The 19318-nt window shown below is 48.9% G+C and carries 15 protein-coding genes and 3 tRNA genes; 7 read left to right on the top strand and 11 right to left on the bottom strand.

Translation table 11 applies throughout. From position 1 onward, the window contains the following. Positions 1–280 (bottom strand): transposase (locus Q397_RS0118905; RefSeq protein ID WP_028880740.1); only part of this gene is annotated, 280 nt, incomplete at its 3' end. Between the two features lie 104 nt (positions 281–384). Beyond that, positions 385–2022, bottom strand: coding sequence for an acyl-CoA synthetase (locus Q397_RS0118900; RefSeq protein ID WP_028880739.1), 1638 nt, complete (start codon positions 2020–2022; stop codon positions 385–387). Between the two features lie 297 nt (positions 2023–2319). Here Q397_RS0118900 and Q397_RS0118890 point away from each other — a divergent pair, with 297 nt between their 5' ends. Together Q397_RS0118890 and Q397_RS0118885 are read left to right on the top strand one after the other, a co-directional pair. After that, positions 2320–4221: a propionyl-CoA synthetase gene (locus tag Q397_RS0118890; protein WP_028880738.1), complete on the top strand. Its 1902-nt coding sequence runs from the start codon at positions 2320–2322 to the stop codon at positions 4219–4221. A gap of 223 nt (positions 4222–4444) precedes the next feature. Next, entirely contained in the window at positions 4445–5386 is a 942-nt protein-coding gene (locus Q397_RS0118885) for a hypothetical protein (protein WP_156950799.1), read from the top strand. Between the two features lie 75 nt (positions 5387–5461). Here Q397_RS0118885 and Q397_RS23410 read toward each other — a convergent pair whose 3' ends face one another. From Q397_RS23410 to Q397_RS0118860, 5 genes are all read right to left on the bottom strand, one after another. Further along, entirely contained in the window at positions 5462–6004 is a 543-nt protein-coding gene (locus tag Q397_RS23410; protein WP_038014835.1) for a TlpA disulfide reductase family protein, read from the bottom strand. A gap of 78 nt (positions 6005–6082) precedes the next feature. Continuing rightward, positions 6083–8368 (bottom strand): GAF domain-containing protein, encoded by a 2286-nt coding sequence (locus Q397_RS0118875; RefSeq protein ID WP_028880736.1) that lies wholly within the window; start codon positions 8366–8368, stop codon positions 6083–6085. Beyond that, positions 8355–9008, bottom strand: coding sequence for a coiled-coil domain-containing protein (locus tag Q397_RS0118870; RefSeq protein ID WP_028880735.1), 654 nt, complete (start codon positions 9006–9008; stop codon positions 8355–8357). Before Q397_RS0118870 ends, Q397_RS0118875 begins: the two co-directional genes overlap by 14 nt. A 105-nt stretch (positions 9009–9113) precedes the next feature. Next, positions 9114–9800 (bottom strand): DUF6901 family protein, encoded by a 687-nt coding sequence (locus Q397_RS0118865; protein ID WP_240475103.1) that lies wholly within the window; start codon positions 9798–9800, stop codon positions 9114–9116. 109 nt (positions 9801–9909) lie between these two features. Continuing rightward, a complete protein-coding gene (locus Q397_RS0118860) occupies positions 9910–10701 on the bottom strand; it encodes a response regulator (protein WP_028880733.1) in 792 nt (263 codons plus the stop codon). A 151-nt stretch (positions 10702–10852) separates the two neighbouring features. Between Q397_RS0118860 and Q397_RS0118855 the strand changes: the two genes are divergently transcribed. Together Q397_RS0118855 and Q397_RS23405 are read left to right on the top strand one after the other, a co-directional pair. Further along, positions 10853–12169, top strand: coding sequence for a carboxylate--amine ligase (locus Q397_RS0118855; RefSeq protein WP_028880732.1), 1317 nt, complete (start codon positions 10853–10855; stop codon positions 12167–12169). A gap of 126 nt (positions 12170–12295) precedes the next feature. Next, on the top strand, positions 12296–12874 hold the full coding sequence (locus Q397_RS23405) for a gamma-glutamyl-gamma-aminobutyrate hydrolase family protein (RefSeq protein WP_051610351.1): 579 nt from the start codon (positions 12296–12298) through the stop codon (positions 12872–12874). A 50-nt stretch (positions 12875–12924) separates the two neighbouring features. Here Q397_RS23405 and Q397_RS0118845 read toward each other — a convergent pair whose 3' ends face one another. From Q397_RS0118845 to rlmB, 4 genes are all read right to left on the bottom strand, one after another. Continuing rightward, positions 12925–15660 (bottom strand): hypothetical protein, encoded by a 2736-nt coding sequence (locus Q397_RS0118845; RefSeq protein ID WP_028880731.1) that lies wholly within the window; start codon positions 15658–15660, stop codon positions 12925–12927. A gap of 77 nt (positions 15661–15737) precedes the next feature. Next, complete coding sequence (locus Q397_RS0118840) at positions 15738–16697, bottom strand: hypothetical protein (protein ID WP_028880730.1); 960 nt, start codon at positions 16695–16697, stop codon at positions 15738–15740. A gap of 275 nt (positions 16698–16972) precedes the next feature. Beyond that, positions 16973–17048, bottom strand: a tRNA-Thr gene (locus tag Q397_RS0118835). Positions 17049–17264: 216 nt separating this feature from the next. Next, complete coding sequence (rlmB, locus tag Q397_RS0118830) at positions 17265–18140, bottom strand: 23S rRNA (guanosine(2251)-2'-O)-methyltransferase RlmB (protein WP_051610349.1); 876 nt, start codon at positions 18138–18140, stop codon at positions 17265–17267. Positions 18141–18302: 162 nt separating this feature from the next. Between rlmB and Q397_RS0118825 the strand changes: the two genes are divergently transcribed. From Q397_RS0118825 to Q397_RS0118815, 3 genes are all read left to right on the top strand, one after another. Next, a tRNA-Tyr gene (locus tag Q397_RS0118825) sits at positions 18303–18387 on the top strand. 66 nt (positions 18388–18453) lie between these two features. Beyond that, positions 18454–18527 (top strand) — tRNA-Gly (locus tag Q397_RS0118820). A 57-nt stretch (positions 18528–18584) separates the two neighbouring features. Next, on the top strand, positions 18585–19318 hold a 734-nt coding region (locus Q397_RS0118815; RefSeq protein ID WP_028880728.1), incomplete at its 3' end, for an elongation factor Tu.

Below are 19318 nucleotides of genomic sequence, written 5' to 3'. Positions count from 1 at the left end.
CCAGAAACCAGCGATAGGCCACATTGACCTCAATCTCGCGCACCAACTGACGCTCGGAGCGAATGCCAAAGAGATAACCGACCAGTAAAGCCTTAAACAACATAGTCGGATCAAGCGGAGGTCGACCATTATCGGCGCAATATAAAGGCGCCACTTTGTCGTGAATGAAACTGAAATCAATATGCGCATCAATTTTGCGCAAAAGATGGTTGGACGGAACCAGACTATCCAGACTGACCATCTCAAGTTCCGTTTGTTGAGGACCGCGTTTTTTAAGCATTCCTCATTGAATCACAAAGGCCTCGCCAAGGCGAGACCTTTGTCAGCAATCTGAAACGCCCCGATGAAGATCGGGGCGTTTTTTAATGGGTATGCTCACACGGGTTAGAGTAATCCGGCTTCTTTTTTCAGGGCATCACGTAGAACAAACTTCTGGATTTTGCCCGTTGATGTTTTCGGCAGTTCCTGGAAGATGATCGTGCGCGGGCACTTAAAGTGCGCAAGATTGTCGCGGCAATGTTTGATCAGGTCTTCTTCTGTGACGTTGCCGGCACCGGGGTTGAGTTCGATAAAGGCCGCAGGGGTTTCGCCCCATTTTTCGTCCGGTTTGGCAACAACGGCAACAGCCGCAACATCCGGGTGACGATAAAGCGTATCTTCCACTTCGATGGAGGAGATGTTCTCTCCGCCGGAAATGATGATGTCTTTGGAACGGTCTTTCAACTGGATGTAGCCGTCAGGGTGCTTAACGCCTAAGTCACCGGAATGGAACCAACCGCCTTTAAAGGCTTCGTCGGTCGCTGTCGGGTTTTTGAGATAGCCTTTCATGACGATATTGCCACGGAAGCACACTTCACCCATGCTTTCCCCGTCCCACGGCTTTTCAATGGTGGTTTCGGAGTCGGCAATCATCAGGCCTTCTTCAAGGGTGTAGCGCACACCTTGGCGGGACTTCTGATAGGCTTGGCGTTCGATTGGCAGCTCGTTCCATTCTTCTTTCCAGGCGCAGAACACAGCCGGACCATAGGTTTCCGTCAGGCCATAGGCGTGGGTCACATCAAAACCTTCGTCCTGAATGGCTTTTAAAACAGAGGCCGGTGGCGGGGCGGCGGCGGTCATGATGTCGCATTTATGGTCAAATGGTTTCTTTTCTTCTTCCGTTGCGTTGATCACGAAGGACAGAACGATGGGCGCACCGCAGAAGTTAGTGACTTTATGGTCGGCAATGGCTTCATAGATGTTTTTGGCGTTGACACGGCGCAGGCAGATGTTTGTGCCTGCCTTGGCAGCCAGCGTCCACGGGAAGCACCAGCCGTTGCAATGGAACATGGGCAGTGTCCACAAGTAAACCGGATGCTGTTTCATGTTCCAGTCAAGCGCGTTGCCGATGGCGTTCAGGTACGCGCCACGGTGATGGTAGACAACCCCTTTCGGGTTGCCGGTTGTCCCGGATGTGTAGTTCAGGGAAATGGCATCCCATTCATCGGCCGGACCTTCCCATTCAAAGTCAGCGTCGCCTTTGGCAATAAAGGACTCGTAATCTTCCATACCGATGAGTTCCCCGCCGATGGCATAAGGGTCATCAATGTCGATGATCAGGGGTTTGCGTTCCAGGCGGGCAATCGCGCGTTTTGTGGTGTCTGAAAATTCACGATCCGTAAAGACGATCTTCGCTTCACCATGTTGCAGGATAAAGGCGATGGCTTCTGCATCCAGACGGATGTTGAGCGTGTTAAGGACTGCACCGCACATGGGCACCCCAAAATGGGCCTCATATGTTTCAGGTGTGTTGTTGCCCATGACCGCAACTGTATCACCTTTTTTGATACCGGCTTTAGTCAGGGCAGAGGCGAGACGAACGGAACGTTCATAAGTTTCTTTCCAAGTGAAAGTTTTGTCCCCATGGATGACAGACGGACGATCCGGATACACCATTGCCGTGCGTTTGATAAAGGACAGCGGTGAGAGTGGTTCGTAGTTGGCTTCATTCTTATCAAGATGAATGTCGTAGATGTTTTCCATGGTTTCCTAGTCCCGTTTGTAAGTCTTGGTTGTTAACTTCATAGCAGTATACGTCTGACCTCGGAATACCAAAATATACTTATATGCATAAAAGTTATTAGGTATAGGGTCACGAAATTGAAATAATCCTGCGTATTTTAGGCCCATATATGACTTAGTCCTTTTAATTCGGTAAAACAATACCAAATTAACGCTTTATTTTTTACACGTTTTAGGGCATGCTTCGACCTCTGGTTTGAGGGATAGGGAGTTCTTTCAAACGTCATTTGGGAAAATCGCTTGGAATTAGGGGACGTTATGACCAATCGGTATGATGTAGAGTACAAAGAATCTATGGAAAACCCGGAAGGTTTCTGGGCCAAAGCGGCAGAAGAAATCAAATGGGACAAGACGTGGGACAAGGTGCTGGATGACACCAATGCACCCCTTTATCGCTGGTTTAGCGGTGCAGAATGTAACACGTGCTATAACGCTGTTGACCGTCAGGTTGAAGAAGGTCGCGGCGATCAGGTTGCCATCATTTATGATAGCCCGATTACGGGGCGCAAAAGCAAAACGACGTATTCCGAACTGCAAGATCAGGTCTCCCGATTGGCGGGTGTACTGAAAGCGCGTGGCGTGGAAAAAGGCGATCGTGTTGTTATTTACATGCCGATGATCCTTGAAGCTGCCGTTGCGATGTTGGCGGTTGCGCGTTTGGGGGCGATCCACTCGGTCGTGTTTGGTGGTTTTGCCTCAAACGAACTGGCGGTGCGTATCAATGATGCCAAGCCGAAAGTCATTATCTCAGCATCTTGCGGGATCGAACCCGGTCGCGTAATCGCCTATAAGCCGTTGCTTGACGGTGCGATTGAATTATCTGAGCACAAGCCGGTTGCAACCATCATCGTGGCGCGTGAAGAAGCCGAAGCCGAGATGAAAGACGGTTATGACTTCGATTACGCGACAGAGGTGGCAAAAGCAGAACCTGCAGCTTGTGTGTCTGTCAAAGCAACAGACCCGCTGTATGTTCTCTATACCTCCGGCACGACAGGGCAGCCGAAAGGCGTTGTGCGTGATAACGGCGGTCATATGGTTGCGCTTAAGTACAGCATGAAGGCGCTTTATAATATGGATCCGGGCGATGTCTTCTGGGCCGCGTCTGATGTGGGCTGGGTTGTCGGTCATTCTTATATCGTCTATGGGCCGCTGTTGAACGGCTGTACGACCATTATGTTTGAAGGCAAGCCGGTGGGGACACCGGATGCGGGCGTGTTCTGGCGCGTTATCGAAGAATATAACGTGCGTGCCCTGTTTACAGCCCCGACAGCTTTCCGTGCCATCAAGCGCGACGATCCGAACGCGGAGTTCCTGAAAAAGTATGACACGTCTTGTTTGAAAGCACTTTACCTTGCAGGGGAACGTACGGACCCTGATACGCTGAACTGGGCGCAGGAAATCTTGCAAAAGCCGGTGGTTGACCACTGGTGGCAGACGGAAACAGGCTGGGCGATTTGTGCGAACCCGTTGGGCCTGCACGAATTCCCCGTCAAACCGGGATCCCCCACCAAGCCGATGCCGGGTTGGGATGTGCAGGTCTTGGATGATGCGGGTCATCCGGTGGGGCCAAACACGATTGGTGCGATCGTTTGTAAGCTGCCGTTGCCACCGGGGACACTGCCGACCCTTTGGGAAAAGGATGATCTTTATAAGTCCAAATATCTGGAAGAGTTTCCGGGGTATTACGCAACAGCGGACGCGGGGATCATTGATGAAGATGGTTATGTGTCGATCATGGCGCGTACGGACGATATCATCAACGTGGCAGGCCACCGCCTGTCCACCGGCGGGATGGAAGAAGTCCTGTCCGCGCACCCAGATGTGGCTGAATGTGCGGTGATCGGTGCTGATGATAAGCTGAAAGGCCAAAATCCGGTTGGTTTTGTGGTCCTGAAAGCAGGTGTCACCAAGTCCCATGACGAGATCGTGGCAGAAGTTGTCAAGATGGTGCGTGATAAGATCGGCGCGGTTGCCGCCTTCAAAAAATGCGTTGTCGTGGAACGTTTGCCCAAAACGCGTTCCGGTAAAATCCTGCGCGGCACCATGCAGGCGATTGCGGATTGCAAGGAATATAAGACTCCAGCAACCATCGATGATCCGACCATTCTGCCGGAGATCGATGAAGCGTTGCAAGCGATCGGTTATTCTTCTGCGCGATAAGTTGGGCGCGACCTTTGTCAGTAGTTTGATGGGCGCTTGGAAACAAGCGCCCATTTTCTATTTTTAGCTGTAGGCAATAAGTACCCGCTTTTCTAAGCTATTTTAAACAACTCGGCAATTCTCACTCATTAAGAACATGTAAAAGCTGAAAATTAGCCATTTAGTTCTGGCACATGTATTGCATTATTAAAGGTTGTGTTAAGATCAAAAAGGAGATGGATAAGTGGAAATTGTAGATCGCTCGACATTAACAGAGTACAGAAATATGTATGAGCAATTAAAAAACAGGGATATTTCTGCAAGTGACGGAGCCAGTCAATATAAGGCACTCGTAACAGAAATACATAAAAGCCAAACAATTGTTAGAGGAATTGATCAAGGTGCCCCAACAATTTTCAACGGTTTTTCTCTGGTTAACCCCGACACTTTTAATCAAGCAAGCCAATATGTTCCTGATAACATGTCCGCACAATCAATCATTGATCAATATCATCAAAGAGGTGGCAATCATAAAGGTGTAAACCGTCTGCATACTATAGGCATGGGTGGGAAACACCTTAGCCAGGTTAAATACGAATTCACCATGAATCCAACTGTACTGGATAATAACCCCATTCATAAATATAATCTGGAATCCGTTGGGTTTCTGGAAGAATATGCCGCCACGCATGAAGAAGAATGGAAACAAGCTGCAAAAGATTTATCAATAAATGCCAGTAAAGAAAATGGAAGTTATTACACTCATTTCTTTAAACGCCCGAAAGGCGTTGAGTATAACTTTGGTGAAGGTGAGGCGAAATCCCAAGCTGAAATGATTTTCCGCCATATTGCCAGCGACGACGAAATTGCACAATTTGAAGGGATGATGCGTCCCGCCCAAGGGGATTTGGATAACTTTGCGTATAATTTATTGGAAAATATCACAGATGCAAGCTTGGATGAATACGAAGGGACGACCAATTCACAATTCACGGTTTTGAAAATTTCTGAAATGCTGCAAGATGAAGGCATTGATATCTCCCAAGCCAAATCACTAAGCTTTGCCCGTAACGTCGATGATAGCTTCTATGTTCAAGATGAAGTTCCCAATAAGGCAGCGATTGAAGAAGCCATCAATAATAATCAGGATATTTACAACTTTCTATCGGGCATCTGGCAAGGATAATGACCTGTGAATCTGTAGTAGTCGCTATTTGACTTGAAACATACCCGTTTTCACGGGGTGCCTGTTAGGTCGAGTTTACTTTTTCAACAGTTCCGTTAAAGCGGCCTTTGCCTCTGGTGTGGTCCATTTGGTAATCCCGATGATGCCGCCCTGCATGGTCCCATCCGGCGCAATGAAAAAAGAGACGGGCAGGGTATTGATATCCAAGGCGGTTAAAAACTTCTGCTTGGGGTCGAGGTAAGATTGGATATCGTTAAGGCCGCGGTTTTTAAGGAAGTCATCCGGTGTTTCCCGGCCCTGACGTCCGGTGGCAATGGCCAGCACGATAAAGTCCTGATCCTTGAATTCACCTGCTAACTCATTAAGTTCCGGCATTTCCTTGATACAGGGCGGGCACCATGTGGCCCAAAGGTTTAACAGGATGGTTTTCCCTTTAAAGTCATCAAGGGTCACTGTTTCACCTGCAGCATTGGTGAATTCGACCAGTGGCGCTTCAGGGGTGTTTTTAAGGGCTCGATATTTCTTGATATTGTCTTTGAGAATCGAAAAATCGGCAGCTTGTGCGGTGACGCTTAACATCAGGCTGGCGCACAAGGCGATTAAAAATCTTTTGGGCATACGGCCTCCCTTATATGACAGTGTTGTCATCTAATCAAAGAAAAGAGACAAGAATGGGGCAACGTGGTTGGGGGCGGGTTATTTAGAGGTCATCACCCAGATGCCATCCCAATCTTCAGGCTTCATATTTTCTTTTAGGTGCTGACAACGCTCGATATAGATTTCGGAGGCCTTATCTTTGGGATTGAGTGTCAGGACCGTTCCAAATTTGGCAATGGCGTCATCCCATGCCCCCTTGCGGTAACATTCCATGCCGCTTCTAAAGTAATCAAGGGCTTCGACCATGTTGGGGAAGGTGTCTTCGGTGTGGTAATCTAACAGTTCGTAAATAGCGACAGGTTCTGTTTTTCCTTTGACGACCACATGATCCATGGCGCGATAACGATAGGTGCCTTTAAGCGCCTTAAAGGTAAATTCAGAAATGAGGATATGGGCGCCATATTGTTTTGTGCCACTTTCCAGACGGGCGGCGAGGTTCACCCCATCGCCAATGACCGTGTAGTCCATCCGTTTAGGCGATCCGATGTTACCGGAAACAACCGTGTCTGTGTTCAAACCAATCCCGATATCGATTTCCATCAGGCCACGGGCTTTACGATCTGCGTTAAACTCGCGCAGTTTGTTCATCATATCAATGGCGCAGCGCACGCCGCGGTCCGGGTCATCGTCATGCGGGAAGGGCGTGCCGAAAATCGCCATGATGGCATCACCGATAAATTTATCCAGCATGCCTTCTTCTTCGTTCAGGCAGTCAACCATGATGGTGAAATATTCATTCAGCAGGCTGACGATCCCTTGTGCGCCCAGTTCTTCCGACAAAGTGGTAAAGCTGCGCACATCGGAAAAGAGCACGGTTGCAACGCTGCTTTGACCGCCCAACAATTCTTCCCCGCCGCCCATAAGTTTATCGGCAAGGCCGGGGTCCATGTAACGGGACATGGTGGATTTCATGCGTTTTTCAGAACTGATATCTTCCATCATAATCATGGTCCCGATGGCCTTGGAGTCTTTATCCAAGAGCGGCAACGTCGTGATGTTTACGGACGTCTGGTCGTTATTGTCCCCGATGGTGAGGACGGCATCGAGAAAAATATCCGGCTCATTTTCATCGCGCACGGTTTGTAGACGTTCCACCACAAAGGCATTTTCGTCAGTGAAAAACTCAACATCTTTTTGCCCGATGATCTGGTCAGCCTTGGTTTGCAGAATCCGTAAACCAGAGGCATTGCAGGTAACGATGGTACCTTCTTCATCAAAGGTCACAACGGCGTTACTCATACTTTCCAGCATGCTTTCGTTATAGTTTTTCATCTGTTGCACATCGGCAAACAGTTGGGCGTTTTCCAGTCCGATGGCGATCTGGGAGGTGAAGGCGGTCAGGCGTTGTTCATCTTCTTCGTTAAAGGGACCGCCCTTTTTGTTGAGAACCTGTGTCACGCCAATGACTTTGCCATCTTTGTTCAAAACCGGACAGGACAAGATCGATCGGGTGAAATAGCCTGTCTGTTTATCAAAAGCCGGATTAAAGCGCAGATCAGCATAGGCGTAGGGAATGTTGATGGTTTTGCCAGACGTAAAGACGGCACCGGCAATCCCCAGATGGTTGGGCAGGCGAATGTTGGTTGCGCCCAGGCCTTGCCCGATCTGTGTATAAAGCTCGTTGGTTTTTTCGTCATTGATAAACAGGGTGGAGCGATCTGCCTGCAACATCTTGGTGATGGCGGTCATGATCATTTGCAACAGCGGGCCGAGGTTAATCTCCGATGATACATCGGAGACGACGTTGAGGAACTCGGCCTCCTGCTGGCGCAGTTTTTCCATACGTTCAATAAACAGTGTCCCCTGCAAAGCGATGGAGGCCTGTGTGGTGATGGCCTGCATGATGGACAGGTCTTCTTGAGTGAATTCCTTGCCATCTTGTTTGTTCAGGGTCTGAGCAACGCCAAGGATATCCCCTTTGACTGTACGGACAGGGGCACAGAGGATGTTGCGCGTGGTATATCCGGTTGCTTGGTCAACACTATGGTTGAAGCGTTTATCGTTATAGGCATCCTCGATAATCTCTCCGACACCGGATTGATAGACGGTGCCGGCGATCCCGGAGTTATTGAGAATACGGATTTCGCGTTTTACATCGCCAAGGGCAATGCGGGAATACAGTTCGTTAGTCGCCGAGTCGTTGAGGAAAAGCGTACCACGATCTGAGCCGGTGGCTTTCGTCACAGCTTCCATGACGATGCGGAGCTGTTCGTCCAGACTGTCTGCGCGGGCAACATCGTGAGATACTTGTAAGACAAGTTCTGCCGTATTTGCCGTCACCAGATTTTTGACTTCTTTTTTCGCAGCGGAATTACTTTCCGGCATGTTGTGCCTCCAAGGCTTCCCTCAATGTAGAGATCGTATCACGTAATTGCTGGTTTTCATCGCGGAAGTTGCGTTCCAGCTCTTGTTTGTTTTCTTCATAGCGATGTTTCATCAGTTCCATTTCATCCCGTAAGGAACCGATTGTGCGTTGAAGTTGCAAAGATTCTCCATGTCCGTCAGCTTTTGTGCGCTGGACGGTGGCATCTTTATCGGATTTGAGGGATTCCAGTTCATCACGCAGGGCTTGGGCTGTTTTAATCAGGATGTTGGCTTCCTGTTTGCCTTCTGCGAGGGTGTGCTGGATTTCTGCGTCTTTTGTGGTGCGCATATTTTCCAGCTCGTCGCGTAACGCTTGTGCTGTGTTGGTCAGTTGAACGATTTCGCCGTGCGCTTCGGCTTTGGCGGCCTGTACTGCATCATCCATTTGTCGACGCATATTTTCCAGTTCGTCGCGTAAGGCGCGCGCGGTCTCTTGTAGCTGCACCTGATCCAGATGAGCTTGCGCCACGGCTTGCTGGATCGCATCCGCTTTGCTGGCGGTCTGGGCGTCTAGTTCGTCACGCAGGGCAGAGATGGTGTTTTTTAAATGCCGAATCTCGGTGTGCGCGCGATAGAGTTCTGTTTCTTGTTCTGAGGTCATAAGCTGGATAAACGCCCGTTCAATAGACAATTAGAGCAATTCTATTCAGATTTTGACGCTCTATTCTTAATAAATCGTTGCGTTTTTTACTAAAAAACCAAGAAACTATTCGACGAGAAACACATCTTCCAGATCTAGGAAGGATCCATCTGTGTTTTCGGGCGTGATCAGCGCAAAGCCATCAAGGATCATGACGGCATTCAGGGCTGCGTCGTGTTCAACAGCATCGCGCAGCCGTTCTGCAAGGAAACTGTTGACGATGGAGAGGGTTGCATAAGCCTCATTCAGATCATCGAAGGTCGGGGGTTTTTGCTCCCCGTTATCGTGGTTCTTTTTATATTGCATCAACAAGTAAGCAGAGAGCGAACGGAAAACGGTTTCCTGCTCGGTCGCGAAGGGGAGGTGAAAGCGCGCGAGGGGACGCAGGAACTTGGTGTGGGGACAGCCCGATGTGGCGCAGGTCAGTCCGAGAAGGGAGGCTATCCCTGTCTGGAAGGTGGCTTTGGTCACGACGGTGCGGGTTGGTGTCTCGACTTCGACGATTGTTTTTTCGTAGGAGAATTTTGCTTTGAAGGCGGGGAGGAATTGAGCGACGCCAACGGCGGCAGGACACCATTCCACATCATCCCCTAAAGGACAGTTGGAGCATTTGTTGCGGGAGAGTTTGGCCCAATCCGGTTTGTCCGCAGTCTCATCAACTTGGAGTTTGTAAGTTCGATCATCAAAATTCAGGTCAATCTGAACTTTGTCTTCTTTTGGTGCGAAAAAGCGGTAACTGATGGTTTGCGGCATTCCGGGACCCTCGTGGTGAAAACACATTTTTTAGAGAGATACTAGGATATTAGGTTGGAGTTTATTCTCTCTATTACAAGGTGTCCTGCCCCATACGGGGGAGATCGAACTAAATCAGGAAAAGTTTGCTCAGTGCATCTGCCAGATCATCGCCGAATGAGGCGTTTTTATGTATGATGGGAACGCGCTTATTCAGAAGCTGCAAATAGGGATCATCTGCGGGCAGGCTGGTGATCAGGGCCGTTGGAATGTTGCGGGTTGCGGGCATTTCAGCAAGGCCGGATGCCAGATCAATCCCGGACAATTCAGGCATCATTGCTGAGATAATCACCAAGTCCGGTTTGGTGCGAATGATCAGGGGCAGGGCATCAAGCGTCGAGGTGCAGGTGGAAATGCGATAGCCACATTCCTGCATTTCGCGTTCGACAAAATGGGTCGCTGCCCCGTGGTGCATGACCAGTAAGACTTCAACATTACGGACATCGAGAATGGTTTCATCCAAACGGACTTTTGCAGGTAGATTCCGCACCAGTTTGGAAATTTCGCGGTCTTCATCATAGGGCTTGTCTGCTATATCCACCATGGTTTCAACAAAGGTCTGTAGATCGTCCAGTGTGCGTGGTGGATAGTGTTTGACGTTGGCAAGATAGTCTTCTGCCCGCAAGGCGACAGTCGCAAGGGCGGGCAAATCAAAGTTATGGGCTTGGCCTTTGAACGTGAGCGTGGTTTTTTGAATTTCACTCACCAGATCTGATAGGGAATGTTGCTCATGGCGAACTTCGGTAATCAGAAAGATCAGGCGTTCCAGTGTCTCTTTGACTTCATCTAAAAATTCTACGCGCAATTGATCTGCAATGTCACCGACACCTTTGGCATAAAGTCCGTCTGTTCTTGATTGCATGATTTATCCCTTCTCAATTGTGCGATTTTTACTCAGTGTGCCTGAAGGTAAATGCCGACACAACATCAATTCTAGATGGAGGAGTGAATTTTCCCGTCCTGAAAATATAGCCCCCCTAGATTTTGAGAAAGGAGCGACTATATTTACGTATATGGTTGATAAAAAACAAAATGGTCGCGTCATTGTGACCTATGGGCGCAGCTTGATTGCCCTGATGATCGCGCAATCTTTAGGTTCGCGAGGCATTGATGTTATTGGCTGTGATGACGTGGCGCTAACGGTGCTGTCTTTTTCCAAATGCGTCTCGAAAACATGCCTCTATACCTCATGGGAAGAGGATGAGGAGCAGTATATCGAAGATCTGCTGGCCATTGCGAAAGAGAACAAGCCGGAAGATGGACACCCCTATCTGCTGATCCCTGCGTTTCGAGATGCGAAGATCCTTGCCAAATACAAGGATCGGTTTGACGGGATCATCACGGTTGCCTGCCCCGATTTGGACGCGATTGAGCAAGTGGATCACAAAGATGCTTTTGCCCGCACCACGCAAAAGTTTGATGTAGAAAGTCCTAAAACATGGCTGCCCGCCAACCAAGACGAGTTGGCTGCGGATATTGAGGAAATGGATTTTCCCGTCTTTATCAAGCCGCCGAACGAGGTGGGTGGGCGCGGCATTTCAAAGATCGACGATAAGGATGCGTTGATCGATGCTTTCACGGATTTACAAGACCGCTTTCCCGATCAGCTGATTTTGATCCAAAGCCTGGCGAAAGGCGTTGATTACTGTTTTTGCGGCTTGTTTGATCAGGGGAAGCTGGTGGCCAGCATGGTCTATCATAATTTGCGCAAATTCCCGGCGGAAACCGGCCCCGGTGTCGTGCGTGAAACCGTGGACAGCGAAGCGTTTGACCAGATTGCTGAAAAACTGATGAAGCCGTTAAAATGGCACGGCGTTGCCGGCATTGACTTTATGTGGGATGAAAAAGGCACCCCGCAGATGATCGAGGTAAATGCACGTTTCTGGGCGGGGCTGGATCATTCGGTGAAATCGAATGTGGATTTTCCGTACCTTCTATACCGTTTGTTTGTTGATGGGCAGGTTGATTGGAAAAGTGAAGCCTTGATCGGCAAAAAGACCAGTTTGCCCGGTCTATCCACGCTGGCGCGGATCGAATCTCTATTTGATGACAAGTTCCATTTTGAAAGATTGCAGGACGATTGGCCCAAGATAAAGCAATCCTTACAGGATATGGATTTAGATCGGGCGCAAAGCCTGTTTGCGGATGCTTTGAGTGATAGCCTTTCATTTGGGGAGGCTGTCGAGGCCGTGCGTGACATGCTGCGTGAAGCCGAAGAGGCGGAGAAGATCAATTACGCCGACGATGATCCTTTTATCGGATTAGGCGTTTTGTTCGTACTTGGCTCGCTTATTCGCCATGGCAAGCTGCCGCCGGAGATTAAAAGATAGCTTGAGTTCAATAAACTTTGGGAGGACTTCATCAAACCCAGAATCGGATATACGACACGTGATCATTTTATACAGCCCCTGCATTGGCTGATATCCCTTTCAATCAGGCTGTGTGGCGGTGAACCAGTGCGCTTGGTTGCCTCTTCCCCCCGATATGAAGACAGATTGGACGGGCTGGTGATTGGTGGGGGCACTGACTTATATCCCGCCTTGTTCGACCATGACCCGAAGCCGGATTATATCTATGATCAAGCGCGCGATCGCCTCGAGTTGACCTGGTTGAAAAAAGCGCAGGATGAAGACCTGCCCACCTTAGGAATTTGTCGCGGGGCGCAGCTGATGAATGTGGAGCGCGGCGGCACCTTGCATATGGATGTGGAGAAGGTCTACGAAAATGCCGCCTATCCAAGCCGATTTCTTGCCCAGCTGCTTTTTCGAAAACCGATTCAGATCTTCTCCAATAGCCTGCTTTATCAGATTATTGGGGAAAATCGTTTATGTGTAAATTCAATGCATAAACAGGCCATTGCTGAGGTCGGAGATGATCTGGTTATTAGCGCGGTGGAAGATAATGGGATCGTGCAGGCGCTGGAAGACCCGAAACATCGTTTTTTCATGGGGGTGCAGTTTCACCCCGAAGCCTTGATTTATCACAAGACTTTTCGAAAGTTGTTTCAGGCGTTCATCCAAACAGCAGCTCGCTGATCATGGAATGGGCTTGACCGCAAGAGCCAAGCCCAATTCGTTAGATGAACTTAGACCGCGAGGGCGGCTTTGTTATCGTCTTGGCTGTCATAGAGGTCACGACTTGGCTCCTGCCAGTCGTCTTTAGGCATATCCAAGCTTTCAACAAAAGGCGTGCTGCGATTTTCGATGAATTTTTCGGCTTCGGATTTTGGTTTTTTGCGTTTGATGAACAGATCGACAATACACAAAATCAATCCGGCGACCGCCATCACGGCGGAGGCATAAGGAATGCACCGTGCAACACTTGCCCCGCGAAAGAGGATAACTGTCTCCGCTAAAAAGGAAAAGCCAAGCGTGACTTCTTGTAGAATGTCGATGGTTTTTACCCAACCCGACTCGCCGTTTTTAAAATCGTTGGCGATTTTGAATCCCATGCCGACACAGGCTGCACCCAAGGATAGGACAATAGCTCCTTGTGCAAACTTGGCAGACACTTTGGCGGTGCGTTGCCAGCGTTCTGCCGATTTGTTGAGGCTTTTTAACTTTTGTAAGTCTTTACTGGAGGCCGCGGCACCATGTTCGACGACGCCAAGTTCAAAGTTAATGTCGGCCTCTTTGCTTAGTTTACTACAAAACTTAATGGCGGATTGGCGCTCAAGTTCAGTGTTTACTTTGATGCCGGCTTTCATCATCTCTGTTGCTTTTGCTTCAATTCCCGTTAGGGCTTTTGAAGCGGCATACAGGGAAGTTCGGCTAAAAATACTTGCTGTAACGGTAACGGTTTGTAGAATCACACCCGTGCGACGATAGGTGTCGAGGTCGCCCCAGTTCATATAGGTTCTGACGATGCTGTAAATCGCCCCGCCATAGCCAATGACGCCCATAAACAAGGTGAAGAGTTTTTTGGAGGTTGACCCTTCAACGAGTTTTTGCATTTTTGCTAAACGTTGTTCAAGGGAAAGGGGGGTGCGTTCAGACAAAATCACTGTGATGGAGGCGATGGTCCCGCTCATATCCGCGACGATTTTATCGACGCTTCGGGTGCCCATTTCTTTCATCAGTTTTTCAAGGTCTGCGCGTGCGGCTTCTGTTGCTTCTCCCATAAAGGTGGGATTATTGATTAAACCTTCGAATAAGGCTTTGTAGCTTTCGGTCAGGAACGATTCTAGCTCGATTTCACCATCCTGCATAAAGTTGATGATAAACTGGTTCAGGTTCAGGTTGACGACCTGTTCGTGCAGGGCTGTTGCAAAGGAGATGGTTCTGCCATCTTCCGTCTGGAGGAGCGCGCGTGGATCAAGCGCGTGCAGGGTGTTTGATAATTGCGTGATCCGGGTTTGTCCATCCATGAAATTGGTAAGAGCCAAGCCGTTCAGGATCTCTTTTTGTGTGCAATAGTCATAGAGATCTTTTGCCCATTTTGTGGGGTTGTCATTTAGATAGTCTTTCAGGCCGGGGGTCAGGTCGATAAACGTCCGATCAACCATGTGTGTCATGGTCAGGTTATACCCAAGGGAGTTCGAAAAGCTTGTTTCGCCACTGCCGGACCAGAAGTAGGACATCTTGTCTTCAAGGTTGGAAATTTTTTGGATTTCGTCTTTGATTTCTTGAATGTCACTTTGCGAGTACGATTCCGTTAGATAACCTGTGCAGAAATCGTTTTTGAGGAAGTCATTGATGTTTTCATCTTTCAAAAGCGCAATGTCATCTTCTTTCAGCACTTCATAGGGGCCGACTCTTGGCCGGGAACGACCGAACAGAGCCAGATCATGATCATCAATGGCGTAGAACATCAACTGTTGCGCCTTGTCAAAAGCGCGCTCCTGCACCTGATCATTGTTTGGGGCTGGCAGGGTAAATAGGTTCGACAGGGTTAAGTTCGGGCTGGTGTTTTTGTTGGCAGAGAACAGGCGCTGGGTCGCCAGAGCCACAATATTGCTGCCTATAGATTGTGGTCGGCCGTTTTGTGCCTGAACCAATGTGCGGGCGAGTGTAACGGTGGCTTTATAGTCAGCAGCATCAATCAGGCTGCCTTTGATGGTGTGGGTTTCATGGTCATCATCGGGCATCAGCATTGGGTCATAGACACTCGCTTTGCCGCTAATGTCATGGTAATCCAGCGAAAAGTCGATTTCTGCTGTTCCATATTTACGTGTTTGGCTGATGTAGTCTAAAAAGATGGTTCGGAAGGTGACGTCACATTTCAGCTTTTGGGGATAGCGTGCCGGGTCACTTTCGTCTTCAGGATTAACTAGCTCACCTTCTTTTAATCCCAGAATGGGGGTGTAAAAGGCCGGTGCATCGCTGTAGCCTTCGTCACCGGGGCTAAGGTCATCCAGTTCACCTGCTGACATATTAATATCTTCAAATAGGTCGCTGCCTTCAGGGTAGAGAAGTTGGGAGAATGGAATGATGTGGGTGTTGCCATCCCCGGTCGCCGATTTAACTTCTTTAAAGCCGATTTCTATGTTGTACCACTGAAGCGCTTTGCCGTTTTGGTCGATTGTTTCCATACGATAGGTACAGCCACTGGAGGCGGTAAAGGTGTGAACTTGTCCATTGCGTTCGACCATTCCGTTGGCGAGGCAGGCTAAACCTTTGCGCCATAAAGTCATGCGGCCATATTCGGTGTCGCCATCCGCGAGGGAACGGATCCAGGTCACATGTTGATCTTCCATGACGCAGTCAACGAGTGTTCCGTCGATAAGAAGATTCTCACCAACGATGTGAATTTGATGAAAGTTAACGCCATTCGCCACAGCAGATACGCGTGGAGAATGCACGTCCATAAGATGGATATACATATAAACGTCCTTTGATAGAAGGAAAGGTGATAACAGGCGTAGTTCCAGCGTTTTTTTTGTTTTTATTGGGGAGCTGATTAATGCCCGTGATGCGGGCTTGTGTGACTACTGCTTCTGTTCTTTGCGGACTTATCGGATTTCAACCCATATTTAGACGGGCCGTTGGCGGAATCGATCCACTTTTCCAGATCTTCGCCGTAAATGGTGGTGGTGGTCGTCCCGGCACCAAAATGTGTTTTCACATGACTGTTTTGTTGTTGGGCGAGCTTCAAGACCGGATTGAAAAGGGCGTCATAGTTACTGCTGCCTTCTTGAAAAGCCCCGGAGATGGTGGCAGCCCAGCGATGGCTTCGCGGGTCTTTCAGGTCTTGAAAATAGCTATTCTGCTGCCAGACCTTAATAATTTCAGATCCAGATTTGCCTGTTGGATCAAGGAAATCGGTAAAATCAAGTAAAGCGTAGACGGGGAGGGGCGTGCCGGACGTAAAAGCCTCAAGCATAAAGCCGTTGGTGAAAGCTTGTGTGGTTGTATTTTTAACGATGTCGCCGAGCAAAAGGTTTAGTTCGTTCGAAACAAGGGACAGGCTGAGTTTTTGGCACAAATAGCAGGCGATATAGTACTTCCCCAGCTTTAGACCATGATCGTCAAACCATTTCAGGATCAGGTCGTTGTATCCGTTGGTGCCTGAGGGCAATTTTATGGTTTGATTGAAGCTGTGGTACGTCATGGTAGACACCAGATAGCTGATATATTTGACGGAGATTTCCGGTGCTGGCGCATGTTGAAACTCGAGCGCGACGGTATTGTTTTCCGCGTATTTACGCAAAAAGACACTGAAGTTATCGATGGCAATGTTGGGACTGAAGTTCTGCTTGGCCATATTGAGGACCGGTGGGAAAAAGGTCTTCATTACCCCATCATCTGAATATTTAACTGTGTCCTCAAAATAACGTTGGAATTCCGTATCCGGGTGAGATTTTAGGGCCTTCACGATGCCAATCAGGTTATCAAACACGCTTTGGTGCATTTCATTCATAGTACATGCCCTCAAGTCCTATTGGTTGTATTTAATTTTCAATAAAACCTTTGCATGTAATTTATATGTTTTGCAACCAATAAATTGTTAAAAATAATTTCTAAACACTAAAAGTAGAAATTGAGAGTGGCATCTTTCTGCTTTGACAGCGAAAGGGTGAGGAGAGGAATTTATCTATGGGGGCGGGGAGGTGGTCGCGCGCTTGGAAGGGGCAGCCGTCTTTGTGGTGCAAAGAAAAAGGACTTAGCTCGCAAAAGCTAAGTCCTTTAAAATTCTGGTGCCCCCACACGGACTCGAACCGCGGACCTACTGATTACAAATCAGTTGCTCTACCAACTGAGCTATAGAGGCATAGAGTGTGCCTTCCTTGGAAAGCGAGCGGAAGTTACTCCACACTCTACAGATAGGCAAGTGGTTTTTTACAGAAAAATGAAAAAAACTAAATCGTTTTGATTAAGGTGCTGATATTTAACGTTAAAATGATTGGGAAATCAGGTGTTTTGACCTCGCCCTCGAAATATATCCCCCGTTTGTCATCGGAGGATATAGTCGTTCAGAAGCTTGGACTTAGCCGCGTTGCCTTGCGATTTCATAGAGGGCGACAGCGGTGGCGTTGGAGAGGTTCAGGCTCTCAATTGCCTGTGAAATCGGGATGCGAGCTAAAAAGTCGCATTTTTCTTTTGTTAACCGGCGTAGGCCCGTTCCTTCCGATCCCATGACCAACAATGTTTTGCCGGTCATATTAATATCAGACAGATTGGTTTCAGCATATCCGTCCAGACCGACACTCCAGAAGCCGTTCTCTTTTAAGTCTTCCATGGTGCGCGATAGGTTGGTCACACGAATAAAAGCGATCCGTTCCAAGGCACCGCAAGCGGCCTTTGCCATGGCGCCTGTAATTTCCGGCGCGTTCTTGTCAGGGATAATGACACCCAGTGCGCCAAAGCCAGCTGCCGAGCGTAGGACAGCCCCAATGTTTTGGGGGTCAGTTGCTTGGTCGAGGGCGACAAACAAGGCATTGTCTTGATCAGTCGCTTGTGACAAAGCATCATCCAAGCTGGCGCGGGGCAGGGGATCAGCTTGTAAAGCGATCCCTTGATGGACACCGCCTTGCAGCAGGTCTTCGATCTCCATGCGGTCCATGATTTCCGCATCCGGGCGCTTGCGCTCCACACTCTGTATGGCTTGGTCCAGCTCTCGCCCATGGTTTTTTAGAAACTCGGATGTGGCGAGGAGGCGATGGCAATTCCGTTTCGGGTTGGCAAGGGCGGCGACTACCGCGTGACGACCATAAATCCACGGCGGGCCTTTTGCGCGCTCGGTCGATTTTACGGGGGCGGGTTTTCGGGATGGGCCTTGCTTAGCGATTCCGTCTTGGGGCTTATGCCGAGAGGAATTGCCTTTTTTAGGGCGGCTATCGTGTCTTTTATTTTGCTTGCTCATGGGGATTAACCTATCATCGGGAATTGGACAAATCCATAGGCTTGCTGTGTCAGAAAAGAAACATTTTATTTTTTTCGTAAAAAATGATTGTTTTGGCGTTGACAGCGCAGTCTTTTTTCCATATTCCCTCCACCACGCACATGCATTGGCGATCTCTTTTGTGGAGGGATGCCTGAGTGGCTAAAAGGGGCGGACTGTAAATCCGCTGGCTACGCCTACGCTGGTTCGAATCCAGCTCCCTCCACCACTTAGAGATTGCAAGATGGATCGTGCAAAATATTGCAAGAGACCGCTGCGGAAAATTGCGAACAGGGCGGGTGTAGCTCAATGGTAGAGCAGCAGCCTTCCAAGCTGAATACGAGGGTTCGATTCCCTTCACCCGCTCCAATTTTTTTACGTGGTCGTTTTTGTGTTTGCTATTTACTTAGATTTCAAGGACGAAAAATGGCTAAGGAAAAGTTTGAACGTAATAAACCGCACTGTAACATTGGTACAGTTGGTCACGTTGACCACGGTAAAACAACTCTGACTGCTGCGATCACCAAAGTATTGGCTGAGCAAGGCGGCGCGAAATTCTCTGACTACGCTGACATCGACAAAGCGCCTGAAGAAAAAGCACGTGGTATCACGATTTCTACAGCGCACGTAGAATACGAAACAGAAGCACGTCACTACGCACACGTAGATTGCCCGGGTCACGCTGACTATGTTAAAAACATGATCACTGGTGCGGCGCAAATGGACGGCGCGATCTTGGTTGTTAACGCTGCTGACGGCCCGATGCCGCAGACACGTGAGCACATCCTGTTGGCACGTCAGGTTGGCGTTCCTGCACTTGTTGTTTACATGAACAAAGTTGACCAAGTTGACGACGAAGAACTTCTGGAACTGGTTGAGATGGAAATCCGTGAACTCCTCGAGTCTTACGAATTCCCGGGCGACGAAATTCCGGTAATCGCTGGTTCTGCTCTTGCGGCTCTCGAAGGTCGTGACGACAACATCGGTAAGGAATCTATCCTGAAGCTGATGGCTGCTGTTGACGAGTACATCCCGCAGCCGGAACGTGCGAAAGATCTGCCGTTCCTGATGCCGATCGAGGACGTGTTCTCTATCTCCGGTCGTGGTACAGTCGTAACAGGCCGTGTTGAGCGTGGCGTGATTAACGTGAACGACGAGAT

Origin of the sequence: Terasakiella pusilla DSM 6293 (assembly GCF_000688235.1) — a bacterium.
Classification (GTDB): Bacteria; Pseudomonadota; Alphaproteobacteria; order Rhodospirillales; family Terasakiellaceae; genus Terasakiella; species Terasakiella pusilla.
Note: the sequence above shows the minus strand (reverse complement) of the source record. Positions and strands in the feature narration are given on the sequence as shown.